We start from the raw sequence: 24,816 nt of genomic DNA, 5'->3' as shown, positions 1-24,816 counted from the left end.
TCCATTCTGCAGGCATTGCGCCTTACCAAAAATACAACAACCATTCTATTCATTACTAAACTGCTATGAACACATATATGTTGTTGTACAACGTTTTTTATGCGGAAACTCCTAAATCAATAGGACTCCAATTCTCAATTTCAATTCCGTAAATAGTAAATCCTTTTTTTTCCACATAATTTATTTCCCATTTATTCAATTCCGTTGGATTTTGAGGAATATTTATAAAGCTAACATCCAAATCTTTTTCAATGTATATACTTGAATGGTCAGAGTCAATTTTTTTTATTTGTTCATTTAAAAAACTTTGTAATGAGTCAATTAGTTCAGGGTATTTACTTTCAATTAACAGGATAAGTTGTTTTTGTTTGTCATTAATTCCATCAACATTGTTGTAAATATAAAATTCCACTAATTCATTTATAGAATTTATTTTACGATCAAGGTTCCAATAAGATTCATCAATTCTGCTAGACTTTTTAAATGTTAGGGTTCCAAGAGTATCGTCCGTTATTTTTTTTCGTTTTGTTTTAAAAATATTCATCATACTTCTTGATTTTTAACATGTTGTACAACTACATTTTATCTAACCGTTTACAAACGTATAATACACGTATACTCTACGGTTATTTTGTAATTAATCGATTTTAAAGAAACGTAAATTTCCCCAAAAATGCAAGTTGTGGAGTAGGATAGGGTTAAGGTTTTTGAAAAACCAACATGTTTTTTAGGCTTAACTTCATGTTTGTTAACGGTCTTGCATATGCGTAGTAGCGGATTTCTACTTACCAACCTTTAGGTTTTGCACTAACCTTTGTTTTGTATTTTGTCTTTTAAACCGCTATTACTTATACACATTGTTCTCTGCAGGCTTTATTCCACTTTAAAACCATTTTTTAGCAAAAATTCTTCAGTAAGTCTTCTTCTTTCATCCGAATCCTTTTGAGAGCTTCCTCTAAAATAAAAATGTCCTGCACCAGCATATGAACGTGAAGTGAAACTATTCTTGGTTTTTTGAATGGCATCCCTGAATTTTTCAAATTCAGAAAATTTGACCATACCATCGTCCTCACCGTGGAAAGCGAGAATGGGTGGAAGGTTTTTATCCATAAGATAAAGTGGTGAGATTGTTCTTGTGTCGTAATTGATGTTGTAAACATCTCTACCTGCAATATCGTATGGGCAAGAACCCAAAATTATGGCATCAGGTTTTGAGCTATATTTTGAAGTCACTCCAAAATATTCAGGGTTTTCAATCATACTTGAAACCAAAGCTAAATGTGCACCTGCAGAAAAACCGTCCGCCAAAACCTTGTTTGGGTCAATGCCTAATTCCTTCGCATTTTCCCTTACCCAGGCTATCGCAGTTAGCGCATCACTTACCGAAGCTTTCACATCTGTACCGTGAATATTCCTAAGACGATAATCGAAGGTGATAGCAACTCTTCCTTCTTCTGCAGAACCCTTACAAGCGCCATAACTCCATTCAGGTAGTCCAATCGCCCAACCACCACCGTGAAAAAACAGATGCGCAGGTTTTGCTTGACTTTTATCGTGATTTTTTGGGTAAAAAATATGAGCATTAAGGGTGATACCATTTACAGTTTTGTACACTTTTATTTCGCTGGCATCATTCCTTCTGTCTTTACCCATTTTGTAGGTATCCTTAATTTCCTTTACATACGCTGGATTTTTGACATCATCCAAAACTTTCGCGAAAGCGTAATCAAAAGCCTCGACACGATAGGTCCAGATATTGGAAGTAAAATGCTCCTTGATAAAAAAATCTTTAACGCTCTGTTGAGCGTCCAACTCAACTATGGCATCATAACGGTTGTCCAAACGCTTTACAGGAACATATTCAAGGTGTGAAAACTTGTATTCTCCAGCAGAAAGAATGTCAAAATAAAAATTCATACATTTTCGATATTCTTTAAACAGCAATAAGGATGGGGTATTAAAACTTCCCTTCATTACATTTTCAAAATAGTCACTGGAAACGGTTGCTTTTTTATTAAAACCAGAGAAACGATGATAGTTTTGTGGATACAACAACCGATATCGTCTGTGTTTGAATTTTGTTTCAGTCAATAGGCTATCAATTATTTGTGAATCTATTTCTTCAAAATTCCCTTCGTACTTCTTGACCAGTTTCTGCACGGTTTGCTCCAAAGAATCAATTATTAAGTTAAAGTGCTCTAATTCTTGACTGAATATCTTTTCACGATTACCTGTCAAAAAGGAATCGTTCTTTCTGATAAGATTACTGTGAGCCTCTGGCAGTGACTGCTTTTGTTCAGCAAGTGGACTTGAAGAAGTCGCCTTATTTTGGACATCAGTTTGTCCAAAAACTAATGTGAATTGTAACAGCGCCATTGGGATTATGAAATATTTAAAATTCACCATCAGTATATTATATTGTTATTTCAGATTTATTTGTTCTCATTTAGACTATGAAAGCATGTAAAGGTTTAATGTGATGTTAATTTTTATGCTTTGAGAGAACGTTTCTTGTATGGTGCGTTTGCGTCCCGTAGGGCACATATGCATTATACAAATTGTTATCTGCTTTTATTTTTTTTCTTTCAATATTGGAATTAAATATTTTAACACAATTTCAAATGGTAATTTACCTCTCCAATTTCCATAATTACTACCTGTAAAAGCAATAACTGTATTATAATCATCAAGTATCATCATATACTGTCCGCCATTTCCAGAAGCAAATAGAGCTTCAGTTTTAATGTCATTGTATTGCAGTAATTCACGATACCACAAATAGCCGTAGTTGGCTGTTGTATATTTTGCATTCTGTATTTTTGCAAAACGCACAAAGGACATCTCTACATCTATCTTACAGTTAGTTGATTCATCTATCCATTTCTCACTAACAATCTGTTGACCTCCCCAATTCCCCTTATTCAAAACCAATTGAGCAATTTTTAACATATCGATTGGCTTCATATTAAAAGAGCCAGCGGCATACCCTCCACCATTTGGGGTTATATACCATTTGTAATTTTCTATACCCAATGGTTTAAATAAGTGTGTTTTGGCAAATTCCATTAGCGTCATACCGCTTGTTCTTGAAATTATGATACCAACCAGTTCAGGCTCCATCGAAGTGTAAGCCCAATTCAATCCAGCATTATGTCTTAACGGAATATTGAGAATATATTTCAACCAGTTTTTTGTTTCCCACATTTCGGATTCACAATCAGGCCCAATTCCAAAAAAGCCTTCACACGCTAAGCCAGATTTCATCTCTAACAGATTCTTAACAGTAATTTTTCCTCTTGGGTCATTTTTCCATTCGGATATAAACTGTTGTATTTCGTCCTCTACTTTGAAAAGCCCTTTGTCAATTGCTATTCCAGCGAGCAAACTTGTCACTGATTTGAATGAAGAACGTGTATCGTGTAAACTGTCTTTTTCAAAACCGTTAAAATATTCTTCGATAATTATTTTATCATCTTTGGCAACAACAATGCCATCGATGTTGGGATATTTATCAGAGGCAATAACCTTTTTTAATTCAATAATTTTATCGTTTGTTGATTGCTGCCCTTTACAGCTTAGGCCTATGAGTAATAAAGTTATAATGGAGTATTGTATTTTTATTCGTTTTTTCATAATTGTAGATAACTTAGGAATATACGTACCGTTACGTATATTCAAACGATATTTAACCGTTTACAAACGTATAATACAGGTATATTCTACGGTTATTTTATAATTAATCAATTTTAAAGAAACGTAAATTTCTTCGAAAACACAAGTGGTGGTGAGTAGGAGTAAAGGTTTTTGAGAAACTAACATGTTTTTTAGGTTTGACTTCATGTTTGTTAACCTGTTTGTGTATGATTTCGTTGCGTGTTTAAGCATAAAAGTTAGCAAATAAAACACAGATAGAAAGTCCGCGAGGACTCTCTTAAGTAGGCGAGTACTAGCAATGAATTATACACGGTGTTGGCGGTAGTATTCGTTTTCAACATCTTGCTGTTTTCCGCTTTTTACCAATCCGGCCCTTGTCAATAGCTTTATCTATATATTCATCTGCGAGTGGCACTTTACAAGCAGTTCCTCCCATATCCACACTAACTTTACCTATCTCCTTTGCTACTTCCTTTGCCTTTTCAGTTAACGTCTCTATATAGGTCCCTACAGCAATCACAAAGCCATTCATGGTATATCGAACCCTGTTTTGGGCACCGTGAATTTCCTTTTTAACTGTATTGAGTAATTCGATGTAGACCTTGGTATCCAGCTTTTCATCTTCATTTACTGCTGCGTAATAAGCCAATGTTCCCCAACCGGCAGAAGCAATTGTCTCTTTGTCTGACTTGATCCATTTTTGGCCAAGTTCAAATCCATATTCTGTTTCAGCGGCAACCCAAGGTACTACATATTCACTCAAATAAGACCAGTATGCTTTGTCTACCCAATCTTCCAGTTGTGCCTTCGTGATTTGCTTTTCGTCAGCCATCAAACCAGCCAGATACATTGCATCTGAATTTCCAGTACTGTATAATTCTAATGAAAGTTCATGATTCTTTTTGGTCTTCTTGAGTATCTTTTTAAGATCTGCCACTTTTACACCAAAAAAGGGTTCTCTAGCTCCATGATTCATTAGTGTATTTTTGGTTCTTTCATCTCCATATTTTTGAAGCTCCTTTAGAATTTCTTTTGTTGTCATAATTTTTTTGTTTTATTACTGCCAACTTAGGAATATACATACCATTACGTATATCCAACCTATACTTAACCGTTTACAAACGTATAGTACACGTATAATCTACGGCTATTTTTGTAATTAATTGATTTTAAAGAAACGTAAATTTCTCTGAAAGTGAAAGTTATGGAGATGAGTAGGAGTAAAAGTTTTTGAGAAACTAACATGTTTTTAGGTTTGACTTCATGTTTGTTAACGGTTGGTATAAGATTAGTTACGTGGTTTAATGATTAAAGTCAGAGAATAAATCACAGATAGAAGTTACGAGGATTTTCAGGGGTAAACTACAATAAACAATTAATTTTATACTGTGCTAGCTAGCCACAGTTTTTATATTATCAAGTCAATGATTGTTCCTAAAATAAGAATTCCAATCATAAATGTTATCATTCCTAAAAAATAGGAAACTATGGCTTTTGGATAGTTCATAAATTTCTTTTTATCAAAAAACTGTACGATTGCCCATAAAATGTAAATAATCCCAATTAAGTATCCCTTGTCGATTATTTTTAAATCAATTAGGCTATCAGCAATTCCAAATAATGCAAATAGCAACATTCCTATTCCCATTACAAAACATAAAAGGATTAGTATTTCATAGAAATTATAATTATACTTCCTAAAGAAGATTTTTATCCAAAATGCAATAAAGATTCCCATTAATATATTTGAATACCCATAATTCTTGGAAACCCAATCAAAAATTGAATTTATTGCTGATTCTTTTACAAATGAGGAACCAACATATCCATCTTCAAAATTGAAGATTTGTTGAAAAATGGAATAAACTAATGAACATATTATTATAAAAATGATTGGTTTAACTAATCGATTTCTATCTTCTTGTATAAACTCTCTTACTGTTCGACCAGGTCTAATAAATAATTCTCTTATTGTGTAAAACAGTCCTTTTTCAAAGTTTAGAACACTACTAATTTCATTCCATATGTACTTGCCATCAATTCTCTCTAAAGGTTCGATATTATTGTTTTTTTTAGGTTCTTTCACTTTAGTCTATTTGTGCATTTTTTTGGTTTTCGTAAATTGTGAGTAACGTCTCTTGTATGTTGCGTTTACCCGCTGAAAGCAGCATATGCAATATACAAATTGTTGTACGTTCGTTATTTTTTCAATTCATCTATTGTTTCCTCTAAAGCCAAAACCCAACCGTTCTTAATATCAACCTCGTTTGTTTTTGCTTTTTTTAGATTATTATTTAGTAGTGGCAAAAAATCTTTGTCTTTAAAAGTCAAAATAGCCTCAAATAATAAACTTCCATAATTTCCATTTTCTAATTCAGAAATAATAAGATCTTTAATTCGCTTATCTTTTCTATTGGCTAATCCAACAATAGCCTCAGATTTAGTTTCAAAGTGACTATCATTAACTCTATTCCACAAAGCAGTTCTAATTTCTTCTGAATCATTTTCGATTTGGGTTCCAAGTCCAAAAATTGCCCAGTTTCTTATATTTGAATCTTTATCATCAGATAATTCAATTAATGTTTTTATGGCGTCATCATTTTCTAAGCAGGAAATAGCGAGAGTCAAATCAAATCTTACATTTGAATCATTATGGTCTTTAAATTCTATTAATTTTGAAATCTGTTTTTCGCTAAGATTCTCATTATTGTGGCTTATTGATGATAAAATTGCCGAAATAATTTTTGGGGAATTTTCATTGTTCAATAATTCGAAATATAAGTCAACTGTTTTATTCTGTTGATATCTTGGGTTAAAACCTAATTGGGCTAAAACATAAATTCCAATAATTTTTTCTTTTTCACTTTCAGATTTAGCAAGATTGAACGCTTGATTATAAACTTCTTTATTGGGTCTTTTCCTTAATTCAGATATGTTGTCCCAAAAAGTTTGTTCAGTTTTATTATTCAGCAGTCGAGTGAATATTCTTTCAGATGTCCATTTTTTTCGACTCATTATTTTTTCAGTTTGGGAATGAAGCACAACTTAGGAATATACGTACCGTTAAGTATATCCGAACCATATTTAACCGTTTACAAACGTATAATACACGTATATTCTGCGGTTACTTTGTAATTAATCGATTTTAAAGAAACGTAAATTTCTTCGAAAGCACAAGTTGTAGTGACGGCTAGAGGTAAAGGTTTTTGAGAATTAGGCTTTTTGATAAGTTTAAAGTAAGAAGTCTTTGCTTGAAAATTCACTAGTCTTCGATACCCCAATCGAGTTGGGGACAGGCTAATTTGCTATTGTAAAAACACTAGTTTTCGATATAATTTTTCTTCGCTTTGCTACAAAAAAATCACTCAAACCGATGTGTTTTTTACTTATAAAAAATTCCCTCTCTTTTATAGAGGAGGGAATTTGTTTTTCATAGCTTAATGTTTATTAAGTTTTTCATTCAGCCTTCTTTAATTTAACTTTCTGTTCATTTTCTTTGCTTGCCCAAAGAAAACGAACCAAAAGAAAGGGCATTTTTTCAAGGTGTTTTTGTTTTCAACAAAACCGAATTTATTTTTCTAAAATCTTTCCAAGGCTTCAAGATTTTTAACGAAAAATAAATTTTACACTGATGAAAAAAGATTCCAAAGCTCTGCTTTGAAACAGCAATAAATTCTTTAAATGAATTTTTTGTGGTCTAAAACCGATGTGGGTTTGGTAAATAAAAATTCCCTCTCTTTTTACAAAGGAGGGAATTTATTTTTATCGTATTAAAAAGCTCTTCTTGATATCTTCTGAAACGAGTTCAGGATACTTAGATTAACGCTTTTTTGTTTAGTCTTTGGAGGCGTTTTTCATCGTTTCTTTGATCTGAACATAGAAATCATCAAATTTTGGATCGATAATTATCCTGGTCGCAGTTTCGATACTTTGAGAACCGTATTCGCTTTTTCCCAAAGCATTCATACGTTTTGGATCTACCTCAAATTCGGTTTGTAAGGTTCTTACAATGGCAGCTGCTTGTCGGGTACTTAAATCCCAGTTATCAATCATCGTTTTACCATCAAATTTTAAGGCGTTGCTATTACCTTCAACCGTAATTTTGATATCTGGATTGTCATTAAGTGTCTTAGCAATTCTACCTAAAATACCTTTTGCCTTATCTTCTACTTTAGTGTTTTTATCATCTTCTCCAAACAATAGGGTATTGGCAACAGTAATGTATATTTCACCATTTTTAAAAACAATACTACCTTCACTACCTAAGCTGTTTTTAAAAACAGTAAGCACAGCCAGTTTTACAGAATCACTTTTACTAATCGATTCATTGATCGTATTAAGCTGTTTGTCTTTTGCCTGTATAATCTCCTGAGATTTCTGGATGTTCTTTGCCTTCTGGTTAGAGAGTTGAGTAAAATTACTCATGTTGGTTAAAAGAGAGGCATTGGTTTCTTTTAGATCTTTTACCTGTGTCTCCATAGATTGCACCTGAGCCAAGGTAGATTTCTCTTTTTGTCGAGAGTCATTTAATTCTCCTTTGGTCACTTTTAACTCTTGCCTTAGCTGATCAATTTCTGCCAGCAAATCCTTTTTTTTCTGTCCTTGAACAGAGGATATTGTTAACACAAATACAGCGGCTAATAAAATAATATTTTTCATCGGTTTCATGATTTGTTGCGGTGCTAAAGTAAAACTTTTTTACAAATTACCAGATAATTGCCTGTTATGACTTTTCTAAAAGCTTTTTGGCATTATCGATACTAGAATTGATCTGTTCTTTTAGTTTATTTACTTTAACTTCTTCTTCTTTAAGTATTTTCATTTTGGAGTTGAACTTCTCTTCATCTTCAAAGGTATTTTCTTCTCCGTGAGGGAAGCTAGTACTAAAATCTCCCATCCAGGTCATCATAAAATCATAAGAGTCTTTAAGGTCTTGCTGCGCATTTGCATGTGATTTTCCGGTAGTGGTAGTATCAATTTTGGATTCGAGTTCTTTAATAAGAGTACTCATTTCGCTCATTTTTGGCATGACTTCATCGTGCACTCCTATGATCTTGTGCATCAATGTATCAAATTCTTCTTCTTGTTGAGAAAGTTGATTGCAGGATGACATTAATAGTATGGTTACACAAGCTGTTATGGTTGTTAGAATAGTTTTCATCTTTTTAGTTTTTTTAGTTTGCTGAAAATGAAGAAACTAAAAATTTCTGCACTTTCAGGAATTCGCATAAAAAATTTTAATCATATTGGTTCTTATACTAATGATTAAATTTATTTATACTCATTTCATATATAGGGTTTTTATAAATTCAAAATTAGTGTTTTTAAAGATTATTTTCTACTGATTTCATCTTATTGCTTGCGGTGTTTTTTTGATTTTTGAATTGCGCTCCGATTTTATTCATTTTACGACTTTGTAGAATGATTTGATAGAAACAAAAGGCAATGGCTATGACTAGGATATATGTTAACATTTGTATGTTTTTTATTGTTTGACTTGAGTTTGGGGTGAAACAACTACTTGTTTTCGATATATTTTTGCTATTACAAAAACACTTAAACTGACGTGAATTTTCTTAAATCAAGATTGGATTAAAAACACTTGATTTAAACTAAACAGCTTTTATTTAACCTTCTTTTCATTTTCTTTGTTCGCCCAGAGAAAACGAAACAAAAGAAAAGGCGCTTTTTTCAAGGTGTTTTTCAGTTTCACTGAAAATCAGATTTGTTTTGCTAAAATCTTTCCAAGGCTTCAAGATTTTTAACGCAAAACAAATCTTACACTGGTGAAAAAAGATTTTCAAAGCTCTGCTTTGGAACGTCAGTATAATCACTCGATAAAACTTTGTTGAATGTTTCAAATTACTGTATTTGTTATATTAATCCATATTATTATTTACTATTCAGGGGTTTTTAATGAGTGGGGTAAACGATATGATTTAACTTTTTCATTCATCCATATGAGTAGAATACTGATCCCGAAAAGCGGGAAGATGATTCCTAATAGTAGGATGATAGTAATAAGACCATATCCTACCTTAAATGTGGCAGGTACTTTGGGAACACCCCAATGGTTCTTTCGTTTTCTTAAGATATAGGATACCAATGCTGAGATGCTCATAATCGCCAATGCTATTGCTATTACAAGCATAAGTAACCAGTTCCAATACCCAAATTCTCCCTGATGAAAGGCCATCACCCACATACGACCACGCATTAGAACTCCCACATCTTCCCAATTATGGGCTAGAAGCTGATCGCCAGAATATGGATCGATATGTATTTTCTTTTGTGATCCTAAATCTGATGGATTTTGATTAGATATGCTATACACGCCTTTTGGCCCTTTAGGAAAACTAATCGTCACCTGACCGGGAAGATTAAGTGCTTTGGTTTGAACAACGATCTGATCTAGAGATAAAGTATTATCTTCAGGTTTTGACGCTAGCTGATACTTTTGCCAGGTAGCAGGATATCCGGTATTAGTTATTTTTTGAACTTGCCTAAAATTTTCTCCAAACACATCGGTCCACGGAAATCCTCCTGCCAGAATCAATAGTAGTAATCCAGAGAACCAGAATCCTGTAATCGAATGAAGATCTCTAAAAAACGTTCTTTTACCTTCTTTTATCCTGGGAATAAAGAATCCTTTGAGTTTCCAGCCTCGGCTAGGCCACCAGATATATAAACCGGTAAGAATCAATACCACCATCCAACTGGCAACGAGTTCTACTATTTTGGTCCCAAATTTGCCCATTAACAATTCTCCGTGTAGTTTTCTGATCTTAAACATATCTGTTTTTTTAGATATGATCTCTCCAGAAACGTTACCAGAATATGGGTTGATGTATATACTACTTTTTCCTCCAAATCGCCCTGAAACAAATTCTGTAGCCTGATTTTTTGATTGTGGAAGGACTAAGGAATTTGGCTTTTTAACAGCATTGATATTAGCAATCTCTCGTTGTTTTTCATATGAAATAGGTTCTCCGGTAACCACAACATTTTTTATATGTTGTTGTCTGGGAGCCTCATAATCTGCTTTAAACAAATAGATCGCACCTGTTACCGATAGTAGCAGAATACAAGGCAAGGAAATCAAACCGGCGATAAAATGCCATTTCCAGAGCCATTTATTTAGTTTTTCATTTTTTTTCATTTTTAAAATTTTAATGATCAAGTTTTTCTGATGTGTATAGATATCTTGATTTTAAACCCGGATTATGCATTAGGGCCACCATCATGAGTTTCTATTACCCCATAATAGAAAAACAGCTTTGTGTAACGTCAATACAGCATAGCTTACGGTGATGGCAGCCCATTTTTTGCATAAAGATTTTATTGGTTAAAAATTGTATTTTATTCCTAGATGAAATGCTTGAGGATTTCCGATGGTATAGCTATTCTCACCTCTGAAACGATTAAAGGAAGCTCTGGCGGCATATAACTCATCAAAAATATTGAGTGCATGTCCCCAGATTTCAAACTTTTTATATTGAACAGTGGCTCTAAAATTAAATACGTTATGACCGTCATAAGTTGCGGTTCCAAAAGTACCATCCTCATTTTCTACTTGTCCTTCAAAACCGGTATTATAACTTCCTACCAGTTCGTGCTCTGCAGTTACGGTAAAACCAAAATCTTCTTTAATGTTGTGGCGATAGGTAATTAAAGAGGTCCCGAGTAGGTTAGGAGCGGTTTCTCTTTCTGTATCTGAGAAATCTACTCCGCTATCAAAAAACTCTACATATTGATGCTTAGCGTAGCTTCCGTTATGTGTTATTGATAACCCTTCTAAAGGATACCAGGTGATACCATATTCAATACCATACGACCTGGTTTTACCAGCATTGGTATTAAAAAAATTATCATCTTCGTCTCTCAGCGTGATCAAAGTGTTTTTTCCTTCAAGAAGATAAATAGCAGCATCCAGTTTTAATTTTGACGGGAGGTTAAAGTATCCACCTATTTCATAGTTATCATACTGACTGGGTTTGATACCTCTTAACTCATTTCTGTTGCGATATAACGTAGAAACTTGTGGAGGTGTAAACCCTTGAGAATAATTGGCGTAGACACCAGTACTTTTATCAAAATTGTAATTCAATCCTAGTTTTGGAGCCCAATTATCAAAGCTGTCATCAGAATCTTCTACACCTACTATACCATCTGCTTGATTATCATATTTATATTCAAAACCATCATAACGCAATGCTGCGGTTACCTTTAATTTTTCTATTGGTGAGATTTCATATTGAAAGAAACCTGCGTAGTTAAAGATATCTGCTTCATAGTTAAGGATAAATTCTCCGGCATTGATATTGAAACCTGTGTTTCTTCCGGTTTCGGGATCTACAAAGATATCGATTGTTTCTGCTATATAATTTTGTGGAGAGTAATCTGTGGTTCCTCCTAAAATTAAAGAGGATTGCGCAAAATTGAAATCCGTTTTATGTTGTATCAAACCTACATAACTCTTAAACTGATTAGAGTTTATTTCTCCAGATCCAAAACCGGTGAGCTGCCCCTGATTTCTGAATTGACGAATACGGTACGAAGGGTTTTGATCCATTCTATTGTCTCTTATAATTGCATTAAAAGAGGTTTTGTTTTGATCATTCCAGAATTTATCGAGGGTTGTTCTTACTCTAAAAGCGATGGCATCTCTTTCTGTAAAAGTTTGATCACTTTCATAATTACCGCTGTTGTAGTCATTCTCACTTAGTGAACCGGTCATATCTGAGCGATATTGAATCGCATCCAGAACTGTAGTCCATTGTGTAGTAGCGTTAAAATCATATACTGTTTTAAAGGTAAATGCTAGTTTCTCATAATCACTATGTTCAATCGGACCATCTTCTCGTTGTATATAATGCCCTCCAATGTAGAAACCAAAGTTATCAGAGGTTTGATCAGCGACTTCTAACTCGTATCTGGTTAACCCTAAGTCATTGATTTGAAAACCAATACTTCCGATTAAGTTTTCGGTGGGGCTTTTGGTGATAAAATTAAAACTACCACCAATAGCTTCACTACCATAGATACTGGACGCCGGACCTTTTAATACTTCGACACGATTATAAGAGGTGTTGTTCATCTCTAATAATGCATTGTGGTTAAAAACCGATGTAGGTCGTATTTGTAATCCATCTTCGAGATACAGAAACAAAGCTTTTGTAGAAATTGGAGACCTGATGGCCATAAAATGCTGCTCGTTACTGGCTACTCTGGATGTTGACATAAATACGCCTGGTACCTGGTTTACTAACTGGTCCAGACCAAAGGCTTTTGCTTCATTAATAGTTTGGGAATTAATCGTAGCTATTGAACCTGGTACTTCTGATCTTTTTTGAACTTCCCGACTGGCAGAGGTGACCAGAACTTCTTCGAGAGTTACATTGTCCTCTGATAACCTGATCACATTAATAGAACTATTTAGTTTTACTTTTTGAGTGATATACCCAATAAAACGAATCGATACTTCATTAGAATTTTGAAGGGTGATTGTAAAAACACCTTCAGAATCACTCATCACTCCGTTATTTTTGTCACTGATATCAACTATAGTTGCTCCGGGAAGTGGATTATTAAAATTATCGATTATTTTTCCTGTATAGGATTGCTGTGCGTAAATAGTACCTCCAAAACATAGGAGCAGTACTACTACAAAAATATTTTTCATTTTGAAAATAATTAATATGAGTAATAGCCATATTCTTTATGAAAGTGGTTTTACACTTTTTTCAATTGATCAAAAAAACTAACCAGCACAATTAACTGGCTTCTTCTTTTGGTTGATCTTGTCTGAATCAAAAGAGTTTACTTCACTTTATAAAAAAATATAACCACACCAATTAACCTCTCTATCAAAAAAAGAGATTGTTTATTTAAATTGATTTTAGTGTATTTGAGCAGTGCCTAAGAATTGCCTGCAATCATTTTATGAGAATTCTTTATACTCAGGAGGGTGATCGATATTCTTTTCAAAACCAGAAATAAGGAAGTATTTATGTCTCCAGTTATGTTGTGTATTAAGAATAAAATTGTTCTTGTTTTCTATGGTGATATCCTGATCTTGAAAAAAGAGAGGGACAAAAGCTTCGGTAATCACTATTGTTTTATCAGAATCGTCTGATGATTGTGTTTGTCCTTTCATCTGACTCATTAAATAACACTTACCGTTACAGTTAAGACTTGGTCTTTCTTTGTTTACACAGTATTTCTCTACAATATAATCGATATTGAGTTGGTAATACATAATGGTACTGATTTCCATAGCTGGTCTAAGAGCAAAAGCAGTAAATAATAATATGGAAAACAGAATTCTCACCCTAGATCTACAAATTTTGTGCAAAAATAGGGATTTGTATTGTTTTATCCTTTACTAGTTTGCTTAAAAATAAGGGGTAATTAATCGCTTTTTTTGAATTCTATAATTTTATCGAGGTACTATAGATTCTACTTAATCCATTTTCATAAGAATTCATATGCTTTAAAAGCTGCTTTAGGTCTTGAGGTTGTTCAAAACCTTGAGGCATATTATAACGTTTACTTGTAAAGTATAGCGTTTTGGTTTTTAGATCATAATAAGGACAGTAATCCATTTTATCAGAGTTCACCGCCTTAGTAAGGTTTTTAGCTTCTGACCAGGTATTGTCTTTATGATAGGATATATATAAGTCACCACTTCCTAATCCGTCTTTTCTTTTATATCCTCCAAAGATCAAAAAAGATTCATCTGGAGCGATATAAGCATTGTATTCATATCCTACAGAATTAATAGCGTTGCCTAAAGATTTGGGAGTTGTATATTTTCCGTTTTCTAAACTACTTATAAAAATATCATCTTTCCCTTTGGTGCCTTGACCTGTACTGGTAAAATATAGGTTTCCATTTTTGGCGATAGAAGGATAAAATTCATCTCCTTCAGTATTTATAGGGCTTCCTATATTTATAGGAGTTGACCAGGCAGAAGTAGTATTGACTCTTTGGATATACCAAATGTCGTGATCTTTGGGTTTGGTCGATGTCGTATTTTCTGGACGTTTAGATACAAAAAACAGTTTTAATCCATCTGGAGAGAACATCGCTTCCAGATCACTGTACTGACCTGAAAAAGGAGCAACTTTGGGAGTAGACCACGTAGTACCCTCTTTTGTAATTTTAACTATTGTAGATAGATCTCCCATATATCCCTGAATCGTAAAATATGCTTCATCCTGATTGGGAGAAATGGTAAAATCTCTTACGGTAGGAAATTGAGATATGATTTCTGAGAAAGCTGGAAGAACTTTAGAAGTTTCTTGACCAATAGCCATTTGAAAAGCTAGAAACAGCAATAGAGTAATTCTTCTCATTTGTAAGTAATTATTGATTGACGATTCTGAAATATAGAAATTGTAAGCTTGTGGTTGTATTAAATATTCCTTAAAAAAGCCTAATACCATTTAAGCACTGGTATAATCTTTAGTTATTTAAGTACTTTTCTTAAAAAGCGAACCCATAGATTCCAATTGGTTTTTTTGGAAGTGGTACCAAAATTGTTTTCGACTTTATCAAAAGCATCCTCAATCAATGCATCGTGTAACCATCGAATGGCAAAAAACCAAGAGAAAATGCCTACTCCTGAGGTTTGCATATCAATTGTATGTTTGAGCATTGTATGAGTTTCATCTATCTCTGAGATCTCTAATTTGTGAATACCATTAAATCCTTTAGGCTTATAAAACCGAAATTGAATTAGAACATTGGGATCATAGGTTTCTACACTATATCTAATAGGACCATGACCTCCTTTAGCTCCTGGTTGTATCCCTTCTTTGAATTTCATTCTTGGCCAGTTTTCAAAAGGCCATATCTTATCCTCACGAGAAGCTAATGTGCCAAGTAGATTTGCTACTTGTTGTTTTGGTTGATTGATTATTCTCTTATGAATATTTAGTACTTTCATTATTGAGAGGTTTATCTGAGAGTGAGTTTTTATTTTGTCATTTTGTTACTTTGGTAGTTATCTTTTTTCCTATAACAATATCTGTAATATTTTGGATGTTTGCTTGTACTGAAATAGCTATTATAATTATAAAAAACACTAAAAATGCAATTTCATACCCTCGTGAGAATCCTTAAAACCAAGCTTTTTATAAAAATTAAGAGCCTCTGGTCGTTTTTTATCAGTAGTGAGTTGCAAAAGATGTGCTCCTCGTTCTTTGGCTCGATTAATTGCCCATTCAAACATTTGCAGACCTATGCCTTTGCCACGCTGATCTTTTTGTATTCTGACTGCCTCAATTTGCGCACGGATTCCTCCTTGATAGGTGAGATATTGAATAAAGGATAGCTGCAAGGTCCCGATAATTTTCAGGTCATCATTTTCTACAACAATCAACTCCTGATTAGGATCTTTACTGATATTTAAAAAGGCTTTTATATATGAATCAGGTAGTGGATTCTGATAATTTTCTCGAGTCTTACCTAAATCATCATCTGCAATCATACGAATGATTGTAGATAGATCTTTTTGAGTAGCCTCTCTAAAATTCATAAATTCACTTTTTTTTAAGGGTTCGGATTAAAATTCCTATGGTAAAGAGTATTACACCAGAAATAATTCCTTTAAACATATCTGGCCAATGCATAATTTTAAATAAACATCCTACTGTAAAAGTAATAATTCCTAAAAGGATAAGAATAACCGAAACGGCATTCATATTCGAACTGTTCGACATTCTTATTATTGTTTAGGTAAATATGTTTCAGGAATTGGGTTTTCTTTACTTTCTTGGGTCCAATAGATATTAATAACCCACCATCTACTACCATCATTGAGTAGTTGAATACTATTAATCCCTCTCATAAAGGGTTCTTTATCAGATTCGCTTCGAAAAGATTCGTAGGTACTGAAAACCTGGGTAATGTTGCCAAAGGTATTTACAGTTCTATTAATTTCTTTTTCGAAAAATCCGTTTTGTACTAACCATTGTCCAGAAGAGTTGATATAATCATCTGGCGACAAATATTTTACCTGATATCCACCTTTACTAGCTTTTCCAGAAGGAATCAACTTTGCATCTGGCTTAAAAAGATATTTGAATAACTCCCAATTTCTTTCTTCTCCTTTTTCTCCAGAGATAACTCCATATAATGTCTCTATAGTACTATCCAAAGTGGAAACTTTCTCTGCAAATTTATCTGTACTTTCTTGTGCTTGTACAGAAACAAAAGCTGCACAAAAAAGCAATAGGGCGATGGTTTTTTTCATTTAATTATTTTTAGGTATGGGGGGTTAGGTTTACTATTATTTTAATCCGCGCCTTGTACAAAGAAAATAGCATTCTTATTTAAATCATAGAAGCCAAATTCATGAGTATTCCAGGGAGTATTACGTCTGAGTTTATCTTGAGGCACAGTGCCCAAAGCTACAAATTCATCAAAGATTGATTGCACATCGTCTACAAAAATTTTAATAACAGATCCTCCTAGCAAAGGATCATCCTCAGTATCGGCATGCCACTGTAAGTGTATTGTAAGATCTCCTCTTCTAATTCCTGCATACATATCGTGAACAAAAAGAGGTTTAAATCCAGTTTTGGCACTATACCATTCGAGATCTCTCTGTAAATCTGCAGTAGGTAATACTGGGACTATAATTGGAAGTTTAATAGCCATGATTTGATTGTTTTTATGATGATGAATGCTTTTTTAAAGCTGGGATAAATATAGTAAATCTTTGTGCAAAATACATTGATTAATGATGATATCATCAGGTTTAAAAACTTTGTTTATTATAACAGAAATAAAGGAACCGAATTTAAATTTACCTTAAGAAAGATGATGAATCATTTAAAAAGGGATAAGATCAGGCTTTATATATTCTTTTCTAGCTACTTCTGAATTGAAAACGTCCATTGTATAATGCGAATTAATAAGAGACTTAAAATCATTTTTAAGTTGTGGGAATTCAATAATGAAATCTTTAAAATTATCAGATTTTGATTGCTTCATAAAGTGATTCACAGCTTGTATGGCAGTAATAGTGATGGTTTGGTGATATTTATCTGTTGCCCTCACGTGAACTACAAATTTTTTAAGTTGTGATCCTATATTTTCTACAGCTTTTCTGATACCATATTTATCAATATGTATCCAGGCCAATCTAAGATGTGCTTCGTGACTAAACAGCGTAGGATCTAATTGACAATTTGCAAATTGTTGTTCAAAAATAGGGTCTGAAAGGTCGAAATGGTTTTGCATTTTTTTGATTTAAATTAATGCTGTAAAATTATAAACCGTATTCTACTATCTCATTTACATTTGTTGAGAAAACCTCTTTAAGTTTTTTATTTTATAAGCTGAGTTATGTATACGATTCCAAAAATCCAACCTATGTATAACGTTGTATAACTAATAGAATACAAGACAGAAACCCTTATTTTCCCTTTGGTGTCAGATGATTTACTAAAAACAAATTTTAACGCTCTGAAAAATAACCAGTATAACATTCCAAGAATAATAAAAAAGGAAAACCATAAAATCGCTTCTAATAAGATTAAAAGAAACACAAACAATATCGTTACGGCAATCCATAAGAGTATGGATAATACTAATGCCCCAATTCCATCACCTACATCAATATCAAGATTTGCTGTCTCAGTACTAATTTCTCCTGGATCAATATAGTCTCCTTTTTTAAACTTCATAAACTTAGGAAAATCATCAATTAATCCAACTCCTTTGTAAAGGCCATATACCATGAATATAAAAAGAGAAGATGCAATTATTGTTAGAGAAACATATAGGTTTATGGTTAAACTTCTGTGAGCTTGTAACCCGGTTAGGTAAACTGTTAAAAAAGTAACTCCAATTACCAGTAAAGAGACTACAAAAATTGATTTTCCTTTTAGATATGTTTTTTGGGCTTTCAATAGGTTATATTAAAATTAAGAAGATTTTTAATTGCTTAAACAGGTTTACTTTATAAGCTGGCTATCCTCAATCATTTTCTTTACCCAATCGTTAGGAATCATATCAATAGTTAGGTTAACACGTTCTGTATCTCCCAAATTATGTATTTTATGTGGATCGATAAGTTTTAAATACCAACATTCTCCTGGCTGCATTGGTACTGGAATTCCGTTCAGAAAAAATTCAACACTATCATTTTTAAGAACAGGAATGGTGAGTCTAATAACAGATCTTTCTATCTCAAGAGCAAGTGTAGGATCTGTATGTTCTTTTACTACAGCTCCTGGTGCTAAGCGTAATAATCTAACCAAAGTAACCTTAGTATGCTCTCGAAACATATCTACAATACTCATTAGGTAAGGAGAATCTTTAAGTTCTGGAGTATCTGACCATTCTGTCCAGGAACCATCTGCATAATCACCTGCAGGAGGAGGGAAAGGCAATGAAGGATCAACAATATGTGCCGGAGCTCTTAACGGAAGTACACTGTAATATTCAAATTTCTTCAATTTTAGAGCTTCATATTCTTTTGACATTTTCTCAACATCAAAGGAGAAGGGTAATTTAATTCGATCATTATGTTGTGTAGTCGTTGCACTTTGAATCATGGTATGTTTTTTAATCAGGTTCTATTAAGAGTTACCGATGCTTGATCGATAAAACTACAAGTTTATAATAATAAAGATTATAAAAAGTGGGGAGATTAAATATAATTAAATTTTAGTAATGTATTGAATCAGATCGAAACAAGTTTAAAAGAACTGGATGGTTTTTTCTTTTATCAATGAATAAGTACAATTAGGATTTCTTATTCACTCAATGTAAGAGGTATTTCACTCATTTAAAAATAGGGGTTCGCTCAATTATGATTGAACCCATCTTTGATCTGATGTAGTTTTAAACAAAAAATCATGTATAAACGTATCACATTTTACCTTGTTATCTTAATTGTATTTAACTGTATAGACAGTAAAGCATATTCGACAGAACTTAGAAATAGCGATTTTACCGAACTTGCAGAGTTAGTTTCGGCTACAACGACAAAAAATAGAAATGTAGAAATAGTATTTTGTTTGGATGCTACTGGTAGTATGAGTGGACTTATCGGTACGGCTAAAGAAAAAATATGGGATATCGTTTCTGATCTAGCTGCTAGTAATGATGTGGATACTCTAAAAATGGGAATGATATTTTACAGAGATAGAGGTGATGCTTTTATAACAAGGCAAATACCATTAACCACAGATCTTGATAGCGTATATGCAGATCTTTTAGAGATTGGAGCAGGAGGAGGAGGTGATTCTCCAGAAAGTGTTAATCAAGCATTGAACGAATCTGTAAATGATATGGCCTGGTCAAGTAATGAAAATACCTATCGCACTATTTTTGTAGTGGGAGATTGTCCCCCGCATATGGATTATAAAGATGATGTGCCTTATACAATCAGTTGTACTCAGGCAGCAGAAAAAGGAATTACTATTAATACTATTAAGTTAGGAACAGACTGCAGAAGTGCGATTACACATTTTAAGAAAATGGCAGCTTGTAGTAATGGTGAGTTTTTACAACTCGATCAAAACGCAACAGATTATGTAATTGATACGCCGTATGATAAAGAAATAAATGAGGTGTCCAAAAAAATAGATGATTCTCGATTATACTATGGTAACGAAAATGAGCAACGACTAAACAATGCTAAAAAAGCAAAGTCTATGGAAGTTTATGATAAAAGTTCATTAACTGCGAATAGTGCAAGAGCTTCTTATAAAATGAGTAAATCAGGAGAGAATTCCTGGATGGGTTCAAAAGAAATCATTAAAGACTATAAAACAGGAAAAGTAAAGTTGGATACTGTCAAGGATGATGAACTACCCACAGAATTAAAAGGGAAAACGATTACAGAAAAAGAAAAAATATTAAAACAATTATTAAAAGAAAGAGAGTCTAATGTTACAAAGATGAAAGAACTCAATAAAAAACGTAAAGATTATTTAGATCAAAAGGCAAAGGAAAGGTCTGATACAGACGAACTTTCATTTAGTAAAGAAGTAATTAAAATAATGATAGAACAATCTAAGAGCAACTAGCTCTTAGATTGTTTTTTTAATAAATATATTTAAACAATATAAAACTTAGCTTGCTGTTTCTGGTTTATGCATACTTACTACAAGTAGAACTGATCCACCAATGATCCAATAATAGTAGGCATCCACTCCTTTAAAAGCAAGAATAAAAGGAACTAATACAAATAAGATACCTACCAGAAGGTCTACAATCAGGTGAAATTTATAAGGAATAACACGGATCGCTCCTAATTCATGATCAGTAAGTAACGTTAAAATAAAAGCTGCTATTCCTACGACAAGAGAGATCGAAAATGCCAGAGAACTAGAGTTTCCTAATCCTAATAAAAAAGGAAGTGCTATTAATGCTATCGCAACAGGATAGTCTAAAAAAGCGTGAATTTTTTGGGTGATAAATCGCATAATTTTAATGTTTTAAATGATTACTAATAAATGACCAATACAATTAATTTTTGATCATTAATATTACATTACAAAGTTGCATCTAAAACGCTGATTTTTAGATATAGAAAAGACGCCACTTCTTGCACTTTTTGATTTTAAAGGCGATTTATAAGGGTTTCTTGATACAATATTTAGAAATGATATGAAGAAAAAATTAACCTAAAATGATTAAAATCACTCTTTATTACAGAGTTTTATTTGATAATCATTGCTATATAATGGCTCGATCTAAAATCACTCAAACCTACATTTTAACTCCACTTCAGGTTCCAGGTAATATGTGAAAATAATAGAATTATATTCTGAAGGTTTTTCTAATTTCATTTCAAATGGTATTGTAAGTGAAGACTCATTTCTGTATAACCAGATGTCGTCATAAATATGAACCTGGGTATCCAGCAAAATGTTTTTATAATTCTCCATATCAAGTGATGTTAAATCTATTTTCTTTTCGGATAGTTGAGACGGCATCACATTATTATCATGACTTACTACGGTTTCACGAACATTTAGAATACTACCAACGTCATGTTCTTTATAATTGGGTTCTTTTAAAGAATGTGTCAGCAGCGTTAAGTTTATTAAAACATTTTCAGGAATTAATGTCACATTTTTATCAAATTGAGGAAGTAGGTTGAATAAAATAGGAACATAACATTCTCTATATAATAATGAATCTAAGGTTTCACTAATTAGAATATGGTATTTCTGAGGATCGGTAACTTTAAATGCAACTGCGTCTGCCAGGTATAACTCATCAATATACTCTGTTGCCTCAAGTGCATTGATTAGAGATTTAGATGATTGAAGAGAATTCTTATTAATTTCTAATAATGTAAATTTTATCTCTTCTGGTTTAAAAAAGGGAGTTACCAGCGTTACAAATGGAGCATATGGACCGCAGCCTGCATAAAAAATATGTATGATTTCATCAGAATGTTCTCTTTGTTTTTCTTTAATCGCAGTAACAATAGCTTTTAAAAATTTTATTGTTCTTTTATAATCCAAGAGACATTGAGCGGCATGATTTAAACCTAAAGCTTTTCCTTTGGCCGCAGGAATTGCTGCCAAATGCTCAATATTTTGTTCATAACCGGTGATTTGAGTAATCTCTTGAAAATGGGTGTGGATTTCGTTTAGTTTTTTTTCGATCTCAGTTTGATCTAATGATTCTTCCAGTAATGATAAAACTAATTTTTTGATGTCAATTATTGTATTCTTTTCACTCATTATTCTTAAAGGTTTTTACATACAAAAATGGCATCCTATAAACCACCTTTTATTCATTATGAATTGAATTTTAAATAAAAGGAAAATTCCCTTAATATAAAAGTGTGATGAAATATAAATAAGATCTACAGTATTTTAAATAGCCTTTTCTTTTTCTTGATAGATGATAATTTGTAGCCCATCAGGATCTCTTAAATAAAGATAATATGATCCCCAAGGTCTTAATACAGGACCTGTGGAGTTCCAGGAATAAGTTTTTAAACGATTCGCCCAAAAGTTTACATCGTTAGTTCTTATCTGAAGATCTATTTTATCATTGTTTATAGATTTGCTAAAAGGTTGCTGGAAATAATTATGATGATCAGAAATTTCTGAAATTTCAATAAAAGCATTACTATCCGCTGGACCAATTCTTAGAATCGAACCTCTCGACCCATCTCCATCGTCATATTCTTCTGCTATTTTTAACATAAGAATCTCTGTGTAAAACTGTTTTGAAGCGGTATAGTCTTTAGTACGAATAACTGTTTTTATACTTAATAGTTCGTGATTTTTTTTGTCATTCATATTGAAGTTATTATTTCTTTCTGAGCACAAACGATTAAAGTTTCTACTTTCATCAATGTACCATTTACTTTTTGAGGTGGTTCTTCTTTCTCAATAAATTGGATCATTCTAAAAGCATTTTTTTCCAGTGCTACAGAAAGTTCTTTTTTGTTATACATTCTAAAACCATATTTCGTAAATGGATATGTTTGCATACTGGATTTTGGCCTTAGTGCAATTATTAGTGTACCTCCTGGTTTTAAGACCCGCCAGATTTCGGAGAGTATTTTTGTAATGTTCTCCCAAAAATAGATCGTATTGATCGTAAAAACTGTATTAAATGAGTCATCTTGAAAAGGTAACTGTTCTGCACCAGTATGATGAAACTGAGCTTGATGCTTATCAATGAACATTTTATTGATTTTCTCTGCTTCATCTACCATAGTTTGTGAATAATCACATCCCACGTATTTGATTGAATCATTAATAGCAAAAATATCTTTAACAAAACCACCATTACCCATTCCGATTTCCAGAAGCTTATCATTATTTTTTAATGACAATGCTTCTATAGTAGCAAGATTGATTAATGCGTTGCCTAGATTCATTTTATTACCTACTTCAATTCCTTGTAATCCTTCTGGTTTTCTAAGTTGTTGTGCAATTGTTTTAAGTTGATCTGTTGTCATTTTTTAATTGGTTTTGTCACTGTCCGAACTGTTTTTAAGCTCAATTAATGTGGATTGTGCTGCAGCGCAAAGCTTTTCTTTTCCTTCTTTGACAACATATACTTCGGATCTACAGATAGTAAGTGTTTTTCCATTTTTCAGAACATTAGATTTACCTATTAATAAATCCCCTTTACCAGGTGAGATTAAGTTTAATTTGAACTCTACTGTTAAAATAGACGAATTTTCTTCCATTAAGGAAAACCCTGCATATCCTGCAGTATTATCAGCAATTGTACTTATGATACCAGCGTGAAAAAAACCGTGTTGCTGAGTAAGGTTAGCATCATAAGGGATATGTATTTCGCAATACCCTGGTTTAACATCTACCAATTGAGCATTGATAAGCTTCATAAATTTCTGGCGATGAAAACTTTCTGAAACCTTTTTTTTATAATCCTTTGATTTTGGTTCGAAATTCATAAAATAAAGAGTTGTGAAGTTATACCATTTCTTGTTAGAACTGATAGTAGGTATATGGATTTCAAAATATTAATTATTTTTTGAAACCTTTCATAAGTTCTTCTTAATTCTTTAGCGTAAATAGCGGGAGTGAAACTTTATATTTGACAACTAATAATCGAATGACAATAATTAAAAGAGCTGTTGAGACGTACGTTATATTTTGATCAGCTTGTTGTGAGTGTAATATCATAAAACAAATACCACCAGCTATAGAGGCTGTAGCATAAATCTCTTTTCTAAAAATCACAGGAATCTCATTACATAAGATATCACGAATAACTCCTCCAAAACACCCAGTCATCGTTCCTAGCGTAATAGATATTATAGGTTCTAATCCAGCATTAATCCCTGTTTCTACACCTATAATAGTACAAATACCAAGACCTATTGTATCAAACAGGAACAAAGATTTTTTTAGATAATCTAATTTGTTTCTGAAAATAATGGAGAGAATAGCAACACTACCAATAAGATACATATTGGTTGGATTTTGCATCCAAGATACGGGAGTACTACCAATTAGTATATCACGAAGCGTTCCACCACCTATGGCAGTTACAAAAGCAATGATAAAAATTCCAAAAACATCAAGCTTTCGGTTCATGGCGCTGAGTGCTCCTGAAATAGCAAAGGCGACGGTTCCTAAAATATCTAATACGCTAAATACGGTCATGGATATTATATTTTATCTATCACGGTGTAAA

27 protein-coding genes are annotated in these 24,816 nt (G+C 32.8%); 1 reads left to right on the top strand and 26 read right to left on the bottom strand.

What is annotated here, in order from left to right:
• Positions 1–97: 97 nt before the first annotated feature.
• The 20 genes from U0D62_RS17645 to U0D62_RS17550 all read right to left on the bottom strand — a co-directional run bounded on the left by U0D62_RS17645 (position 98) and on the right by U0D62_RS17550 (position 19,223).
• Positions 98–547: a hypothetical protein gene (locus U0D62_RS17645; RefSeq protein ID WP_322288649.1), complete on the bottom strand. Its 450-nt coding sequence runs from the start codon at positions 545–547 to the stop codon at positions 98–100.
• A 326-nt stretch (positions 548–873) separates the two neighbouring features.
• Positions 874–2,376 (bottom strand): alpha/beta hydrolase, encoded by a 1,503-nt coding sequence (locus U0D62_RS17640; RefSeq protein ID WP_322288648.1) that lies wholly within the window; start codon positions 2,374–2,376, stop codon positions 874–876.
• 195 nt (positions 2,377–2,571) lie between these two features.
• A complete protein-coding gene (locus U0D62_RS17635) occupies positions 2,572–3,633 on the bottom strand; it encodes a serine hydrolase domain-containing protein (RefSeq protein WP_322288647.1) in 1,062 nt (353 codons plus the stop codon).
• Between the two features lie 355 nt (positions 3,634–3,988).
• Positions 3,989–4,696 (bottom strand): DNA alkylation repair protein, encoded by a 708-nt coding sequence (locus tag U0D62_RS17630; protein WP_322288646.1) that lies wholly within the window; start codon positions 4,694–4,696, stop codon positions 3,989–3,991.
• A 366-nt stretch (positions 4,697–5,062) separates the two neighbouring features.
• Positions 5,063–5,740 (bottom strand): DUF3667 domain-containing protein, encoded by a 678-nt coding sequence (locus U0D62_RS17625; RefSeq protein ID WP_322288645.1) that lies wholly within the window; start codon positions 5,738–5,740, stop codon positions 5,063–5,065.
• Between the two features lie 113 nt (positions 5,741–5,853).
• On the bottom strand, positions 5,854–6,669 hold the full coding sequence (locus tag U0D62_RS17620) for a hypothetical protein (RefSeq protein ID WP_322288644.1): 816 nt from the start codon (positions 6,667–6,669) through the stop codon (positions 5,854–5,856).
• Positions 6,670–7,488: 819 nt separating this feature from the next.
• Positions 7,489–8,313: an OmpA family protein gene (locus tag U0D62_RS17615; RefSeq protein WP_322288643.1), complete on the bottom strand. Its 825-nt coding sequence runs from the start codon at positions 8,311–8,313 to the stop codon at positions 7,489–7,491.
• Positions 8,314–8,377: 64 nt separating this feature from the next.
• Positions 8,378–8,815, bottom strand: a complete 438-nt coding sequence (locus U0D62_RS17610) for a hypothetical protein (RefSeq protein ID WP_322288642.1) — start codon at positions 8,813–8,815, stop codon at positions 8,378–8,380.
• A gap of 738 nt (positions 8,816–9,553) precedes the next feature.
• Complete coding sequence (locus U0D62_RS17605) at positions 9,554–10,813, bottom strand: PepSY-associated TM helix domain-containing protein (RefSeq protein WP_322288641.1); 1,260 nt, start codon at positions 10,811–10,813, stop codon at positions 9,554–9,556.
• Positions 10,814–10,999: 186 nt separating this feature from the next.
• Positions 11,000–13,336, bottom strand: a complete 2,337-nt coding sequence (locus U0D62_RS17600; protein ID WP_322288640.1) for a TonB-dependent receptor — start codon at positions 13,334–13,336, stop codon at positions 11,000–11,002.
• 258 nt (positions 13,337–13,594) lie between these two features.
• Positions 13,595–13,984 carry a hypothetical protein gene (locus tag U0D62_RS17595; protein WP_322288639.1) on the bottom strand — a complete coding sequence of 130 codons (390 nt, stop codon included), beginning with the start codon at positions 13,982–13,984 and terminating at the stop codon, positions 13,595–13,597.
• A gap of 100 nt (positions 13,985–14,084) precedes the next feature.
• A complete protein-coding gene (locus U0D62_RS17590; RefSeq protein WP_322288638.1) occupies positions 14,085–15,011 on the bottom strand; it encodes a TolB-like translocation protein in 927 nt (308 codons plus the stop codon).
• A gap of 113 nt (positions 15,012–15,124) precedes the next feature.
• The gene (locus tag U0D62_RS17585) at positions 15,125–15,604 is read right to left on the bottom strand and encodes a hypothetical protein (RefSeq protein ID WP_322288637.1); all 480 of its coding nucleotides are present in this window, start codon (positions 15,602–15,604) and stop codon (positions 15,125–15,127) included.
• Between the two features lie 138 nt (positions 15,605–15,742).
• Complete coding sequence (locus U0D62_RS17580) at positions 15,743–16,195, bottom strand: GNAT family N-acetyltransferase (RefSeq protein WP_322288636.1); 453 nt, start codon at positions 16,193–16,195, stop codon at positions 15,743–15,745.
• A 4-nt stretch (positions 16,196–16,199) separates the two neighbouring features.
• Positions 16,200–16,379, bottom strand: coding sequence for a hypothetical protein (locus U0D62_RS17575; RefSeq protein ID WP_322288635.1), 180 nt, complete (start codon positions 16,377–16,379; stop codon positions 16,200–16,202).
• Between the two features lie 5 nt (positions 16,380–16,384).
• Positions 16,385–16,912: a hypothetical protein gene (locus tag U0D62_RS17570; RefSeq protein ID WP_322288634.1), complete on the bottom strand. Its 528-nt coding sequence runs from the start codon at positions 16,910–16,912 to the stop codon at positions 16,385–16,387.
• A gap of 41 nt (positions 16,913–16,953) precedes the next feature.
• A complete protein-coding gene (locus tag U0D62_RS17565) occupies positions 16,954–17,319 on the bottom strand; it encodes a VOC family protein (protein WP_322288633.1) in 366 nt (121 codons plus the stop codon).
• 174 nt (positions 17,320–17,493) lie between these two features.
• Positions 17,494–17,904: a hypothetical protein gene (locus U0D62_RS17560; RefSeq protein WP_322288632.1), complete on the bottom strand. Its 411-nt coding sequence runs from the start codon at positions 17,902–17,904 to the stop codon at positions 17,494–17,496.
• A gap of 86 nt (positions 17,905–17,990) precedes the next feature.
• Positions 17,991–18,575, bottom strand: coding sequence for a hypothetical protein (locus U0D62_RS17555; RefSeq protein WP_322288631.1), 585 nt, complete (start codon positions 18,573–18,575; stop codon positions 17,991–17,993).
• 45 nt (positions 18,576–18,620) lie between these two features.
• Positions 18,621–19,223 (bottom strand): aspartyl/asparaginyl beta-hydroxylase domain-containing protein, encoded by a 603-nt coding sequence (locus tag U0D62_RS17550; protein WP_322288630.1) that lies wholly within the window; start codon positions 19,221–19,223, stop codon positions 18,621–18,623.
• Between the two features lie 303 nt (positions 19,224–19,526).
• On the opposite strand from U0D62_RS17550, the gene U0D62_RS17545 reads away from it, so the two are divergent.
• Complete coding sequence (locus tag U0D62_RS17545; RefSeq protein ID WP_322288629.1) at positions 19,527–20,702, top strand: vWA domain-containing protein; 1,176 nt, start codon at positions 19,527–19,529, stop codon at positions 20,700–20,702.
• Between the two features lie 45 nt (positions 20,703–20,747).
• On the opposite strand, the gene U0D62_RS17540 is transcribed toward U0D62_RS17545, so the two are convergent.
• The 6 genes from U0D62_RS17540 to U0D62_RS17515 form a co-directional block, all read right to left on the bottom strand.
• On the bottom strand, positions 20,748–21,101 hold the full coding sequence (locus tag U0D62_RS17540) for an SPW repeat domain-containing protein (protein WP_322288628.1): 354 nt from the start codon (positions 21,099–21,101) through the stop codon (positions 20,748–20,750).
• A 276-nt stretch (positions 21,102–21,377) separates the two neighbouring features.
• A complete protein-coding gene (locus U0D62_RS17535; protein ID WP_322288627.1) occupies positions 21,378–22,373 on the bottom strand; it encodes an SAM-dependent methyltransferase in 996 nt (331 codons plus the stop codon).
• A 135-nt stretch (positions 22,374–22,508) separates the two neighbouring features.
• Positions 22,509–22,940 carry a VOC family protein gene (locus tag U0D62_RS17530; protein ID WP_322288626.1) on the bottom strand — a complete coding sequence of 144 codons (432 nt, stop codon included), beginning with the start codon at positions 22,938–22,940 and terminating at the stop codon, positions 22,509–22,511.
• Positions 22,937–23,608, bottom strand: coding sequence for a class I SAM-dependent methyltransferase (locus U0D62_RS17525; RefSeq protein WP_322288625.1), 672 nt, complete (start codon positions 23,606–23,608; stop codon positions 22,937–22,939). The genes U0D62_RS17530 and U0D62_RS17525 overlap by 4 nt, the downstream gene beginning before the upstream one ends.
• A gap of 3 nt (positions 23,609–23,611) precedes the next feature.
• Positions 23,612–24,070, bottom strand: coding sequence for a PaaI family thioesterase (locus U0D62_RS17520; RefSeq protein WP_322288624.1), 459 nt, complete (start codon positions 24,068–24,070; stop codon positions 23,612–23,614).
• 103 nt (positions 24,071–24,173) lie between these two features.
• Positions 24,174–24,785: a trimeric intracellular cation channel family protein gene (locus U0D62_RS17515; protein WP_322288623.1), complete on the bottom strand. Its 612-nt coding sequence runs from the start codon at positions 24,783–24,785 to the stop codon at positions 24,174–24,176.
• Positions 24,786–24,816 lie beyond the last annotated feature (31 nt).

This window comes from Aquimarina callyspongiae (assembly GCF_034322225.1).
In the GTDB taxonomy this organism is placed as follows: Bacteria; Bacteroidota; Bacteroidia; order Flavobacteriales; family Flavobacteriaceae; genus Aquimarina.
This window is presented reverse-complemented; position numbering and strand designations above follow the sequence as displayed.

Coding starts and splice junctions, on each gene's coding strand:
- U0D62_RS17600 (WP_322288640.1), bottom strand. CDS start 13,336: ATGAAAAATATTTTTGTAGTAGTACTGCTCCTATGTTTTGGAGGTACT.
- U0D62_RS17605 (WP_322288641.1), bottom strand. CDS start 10,813: ATGAAAAAAAATGAAAAACTAAATAAATGGCTCTGGAAATGGCATTTT.
- U0D62_RS17570 (WP_322288634.1), bottom strand. CDS start 16,912: ATGAAAAAAACCATCGCCCTATTGCTTTTTTGTGCAGCTTTTGTTTCT.
- U0D62_RS17645 (WP_322288649.1), bottom strand. CDS start 547: ATGATGAATATTTTTAAAACAAAACGAAAAAAAATAACGGACGATACT.
- U0D62_RS17615 (WP_322288643.1), bottom strand. CDS start 8,313: ATGAAAAATATTATTTTATTAGCCGCTGTATTTGTGTTAACAATATCC.
- U0D62_RS17540 (WP_322288628.1), bottom strand. CDS start 21,101: ATGCGATTTATCACCCAAAAAATTCACGCTTTTTTAGACTATCCTGTT.
- U0D62_RS17525 (WP_322288625.1), bottom strand. CDS start 23,608: ATGACAACAGATCAACTTAAAACAATTGCACAACAACTTAGAAAACCA.
- U0D62_RS17535 (WP_322288627.1), bottom strand. CDS start 22,373: ATGAGTGAAAAGAATACAATAATTGACATCAAAAAATTAGTTTTATCA.
- U0D62_RS17545 (WP_322288629.1), top strand. CDS start 19,527: ATGTATAAACGTATCACATTTTACCTTGTTATCTTAATTGTATTTAAC.
- U0D62_RS17520 (WP_322288624.1), bottom strand. CDS start 24,070: ATGAATTTCGAACCAAAATCAAAGGATTATAAAAAAAAGGTTTCAGAA.
- U0D62_RS17565 (WP_322288633.1), bottom strand. CDS start 17,319: ATGGCTATTAAACTTCCAATTATAGTCCCAGTATTACCTACTGCAGAT.
- U0D62_RS17560 (WP_322288632.1), bottom strand. CDS start 17,904: ATGCAAAACCATTTCGACCTTTCAGACCCTATTTTTGAACAACAATTT.
- U0D62_RS17590 (WP_322288638.1), bottom strand. CDS start 15,011: ATGAGAAGAATTACTCTATTGCTGTTTCTAGCTTTTCAAATGGCTATT.
- U0D62_RS17585 (WP_322288637.1), bottom strand. CDS start 15,604: ATGAAAGTACTAAATATTCATAAGAGAATAATCAATCAACCAAAACAA.
- U0D62_RS17620 (WP_322288644.1), bottom strand. CDS start 6,669: ATGAGTCGAAAAAAATGGACATCTGAAAGAATATTCACTCGACTGCTG.
- U0D62_RS17580 (WP_322288636.1), bottom strand. CDS start 16,195: ATGAATTTTAGAGAGGCTACTCAAAAAGATCTATCTACAATCATTCGT.
- U0D62_RS17515 (WP_322288623.1), bottom strand. CDS start 24,785: ATGACCGTATTTAGCGTATTAGATATTTTAGGAACCGTCGCCTTTGCT.
- U0D62_RS17635 (WP_322288647.1), bottom strand. CDS start 3,633: ATGAAAAAACGAATAAAAATACAATACTCCATTATAACTTTATTACTC.
- U0D62_RS17530 (WP_322288626.1), bottom strand. CDS start 22,940: ATGAATGACAAAAAAAATCACGAACTATTAAGTATAAAAACAGTTATT.
- U0D62_RS17630 (WP_322288646.1), bottom strand. CDS start 4,696: ATGACAACAAAAGAAATTCTAAAGGAGCTTCAAAAATATGGAGATGAA.
- U0D62_RS17640 (WP_322288648.1), bottom strand. CDS start 2,376: ATGGCGCTGTTACAATTCACATTAGTTTTTGGACAAACTGATGTCCAA.
- U0D62_RS17550 (WP_322288630.1), bottom strand. CDS start 19,223: ATGATTCAAAGTGCAACGACTACACAACATAATGATCGAATTAAATTA.
- U0D62_RS17610 (WP_322288642.1), bottom strand. CDS start 8,815: ATGAAAACTATTCTAACAACCATAACAGCTTGTGTAACCATACTATTA.
- U0D62_RS17575 (WP_322288635.1), bottom strand. CDS start 16,379: ATGTCGAACAGTTCGAATATGAATGCCGTTTCGGTTATTCTTATCCTT.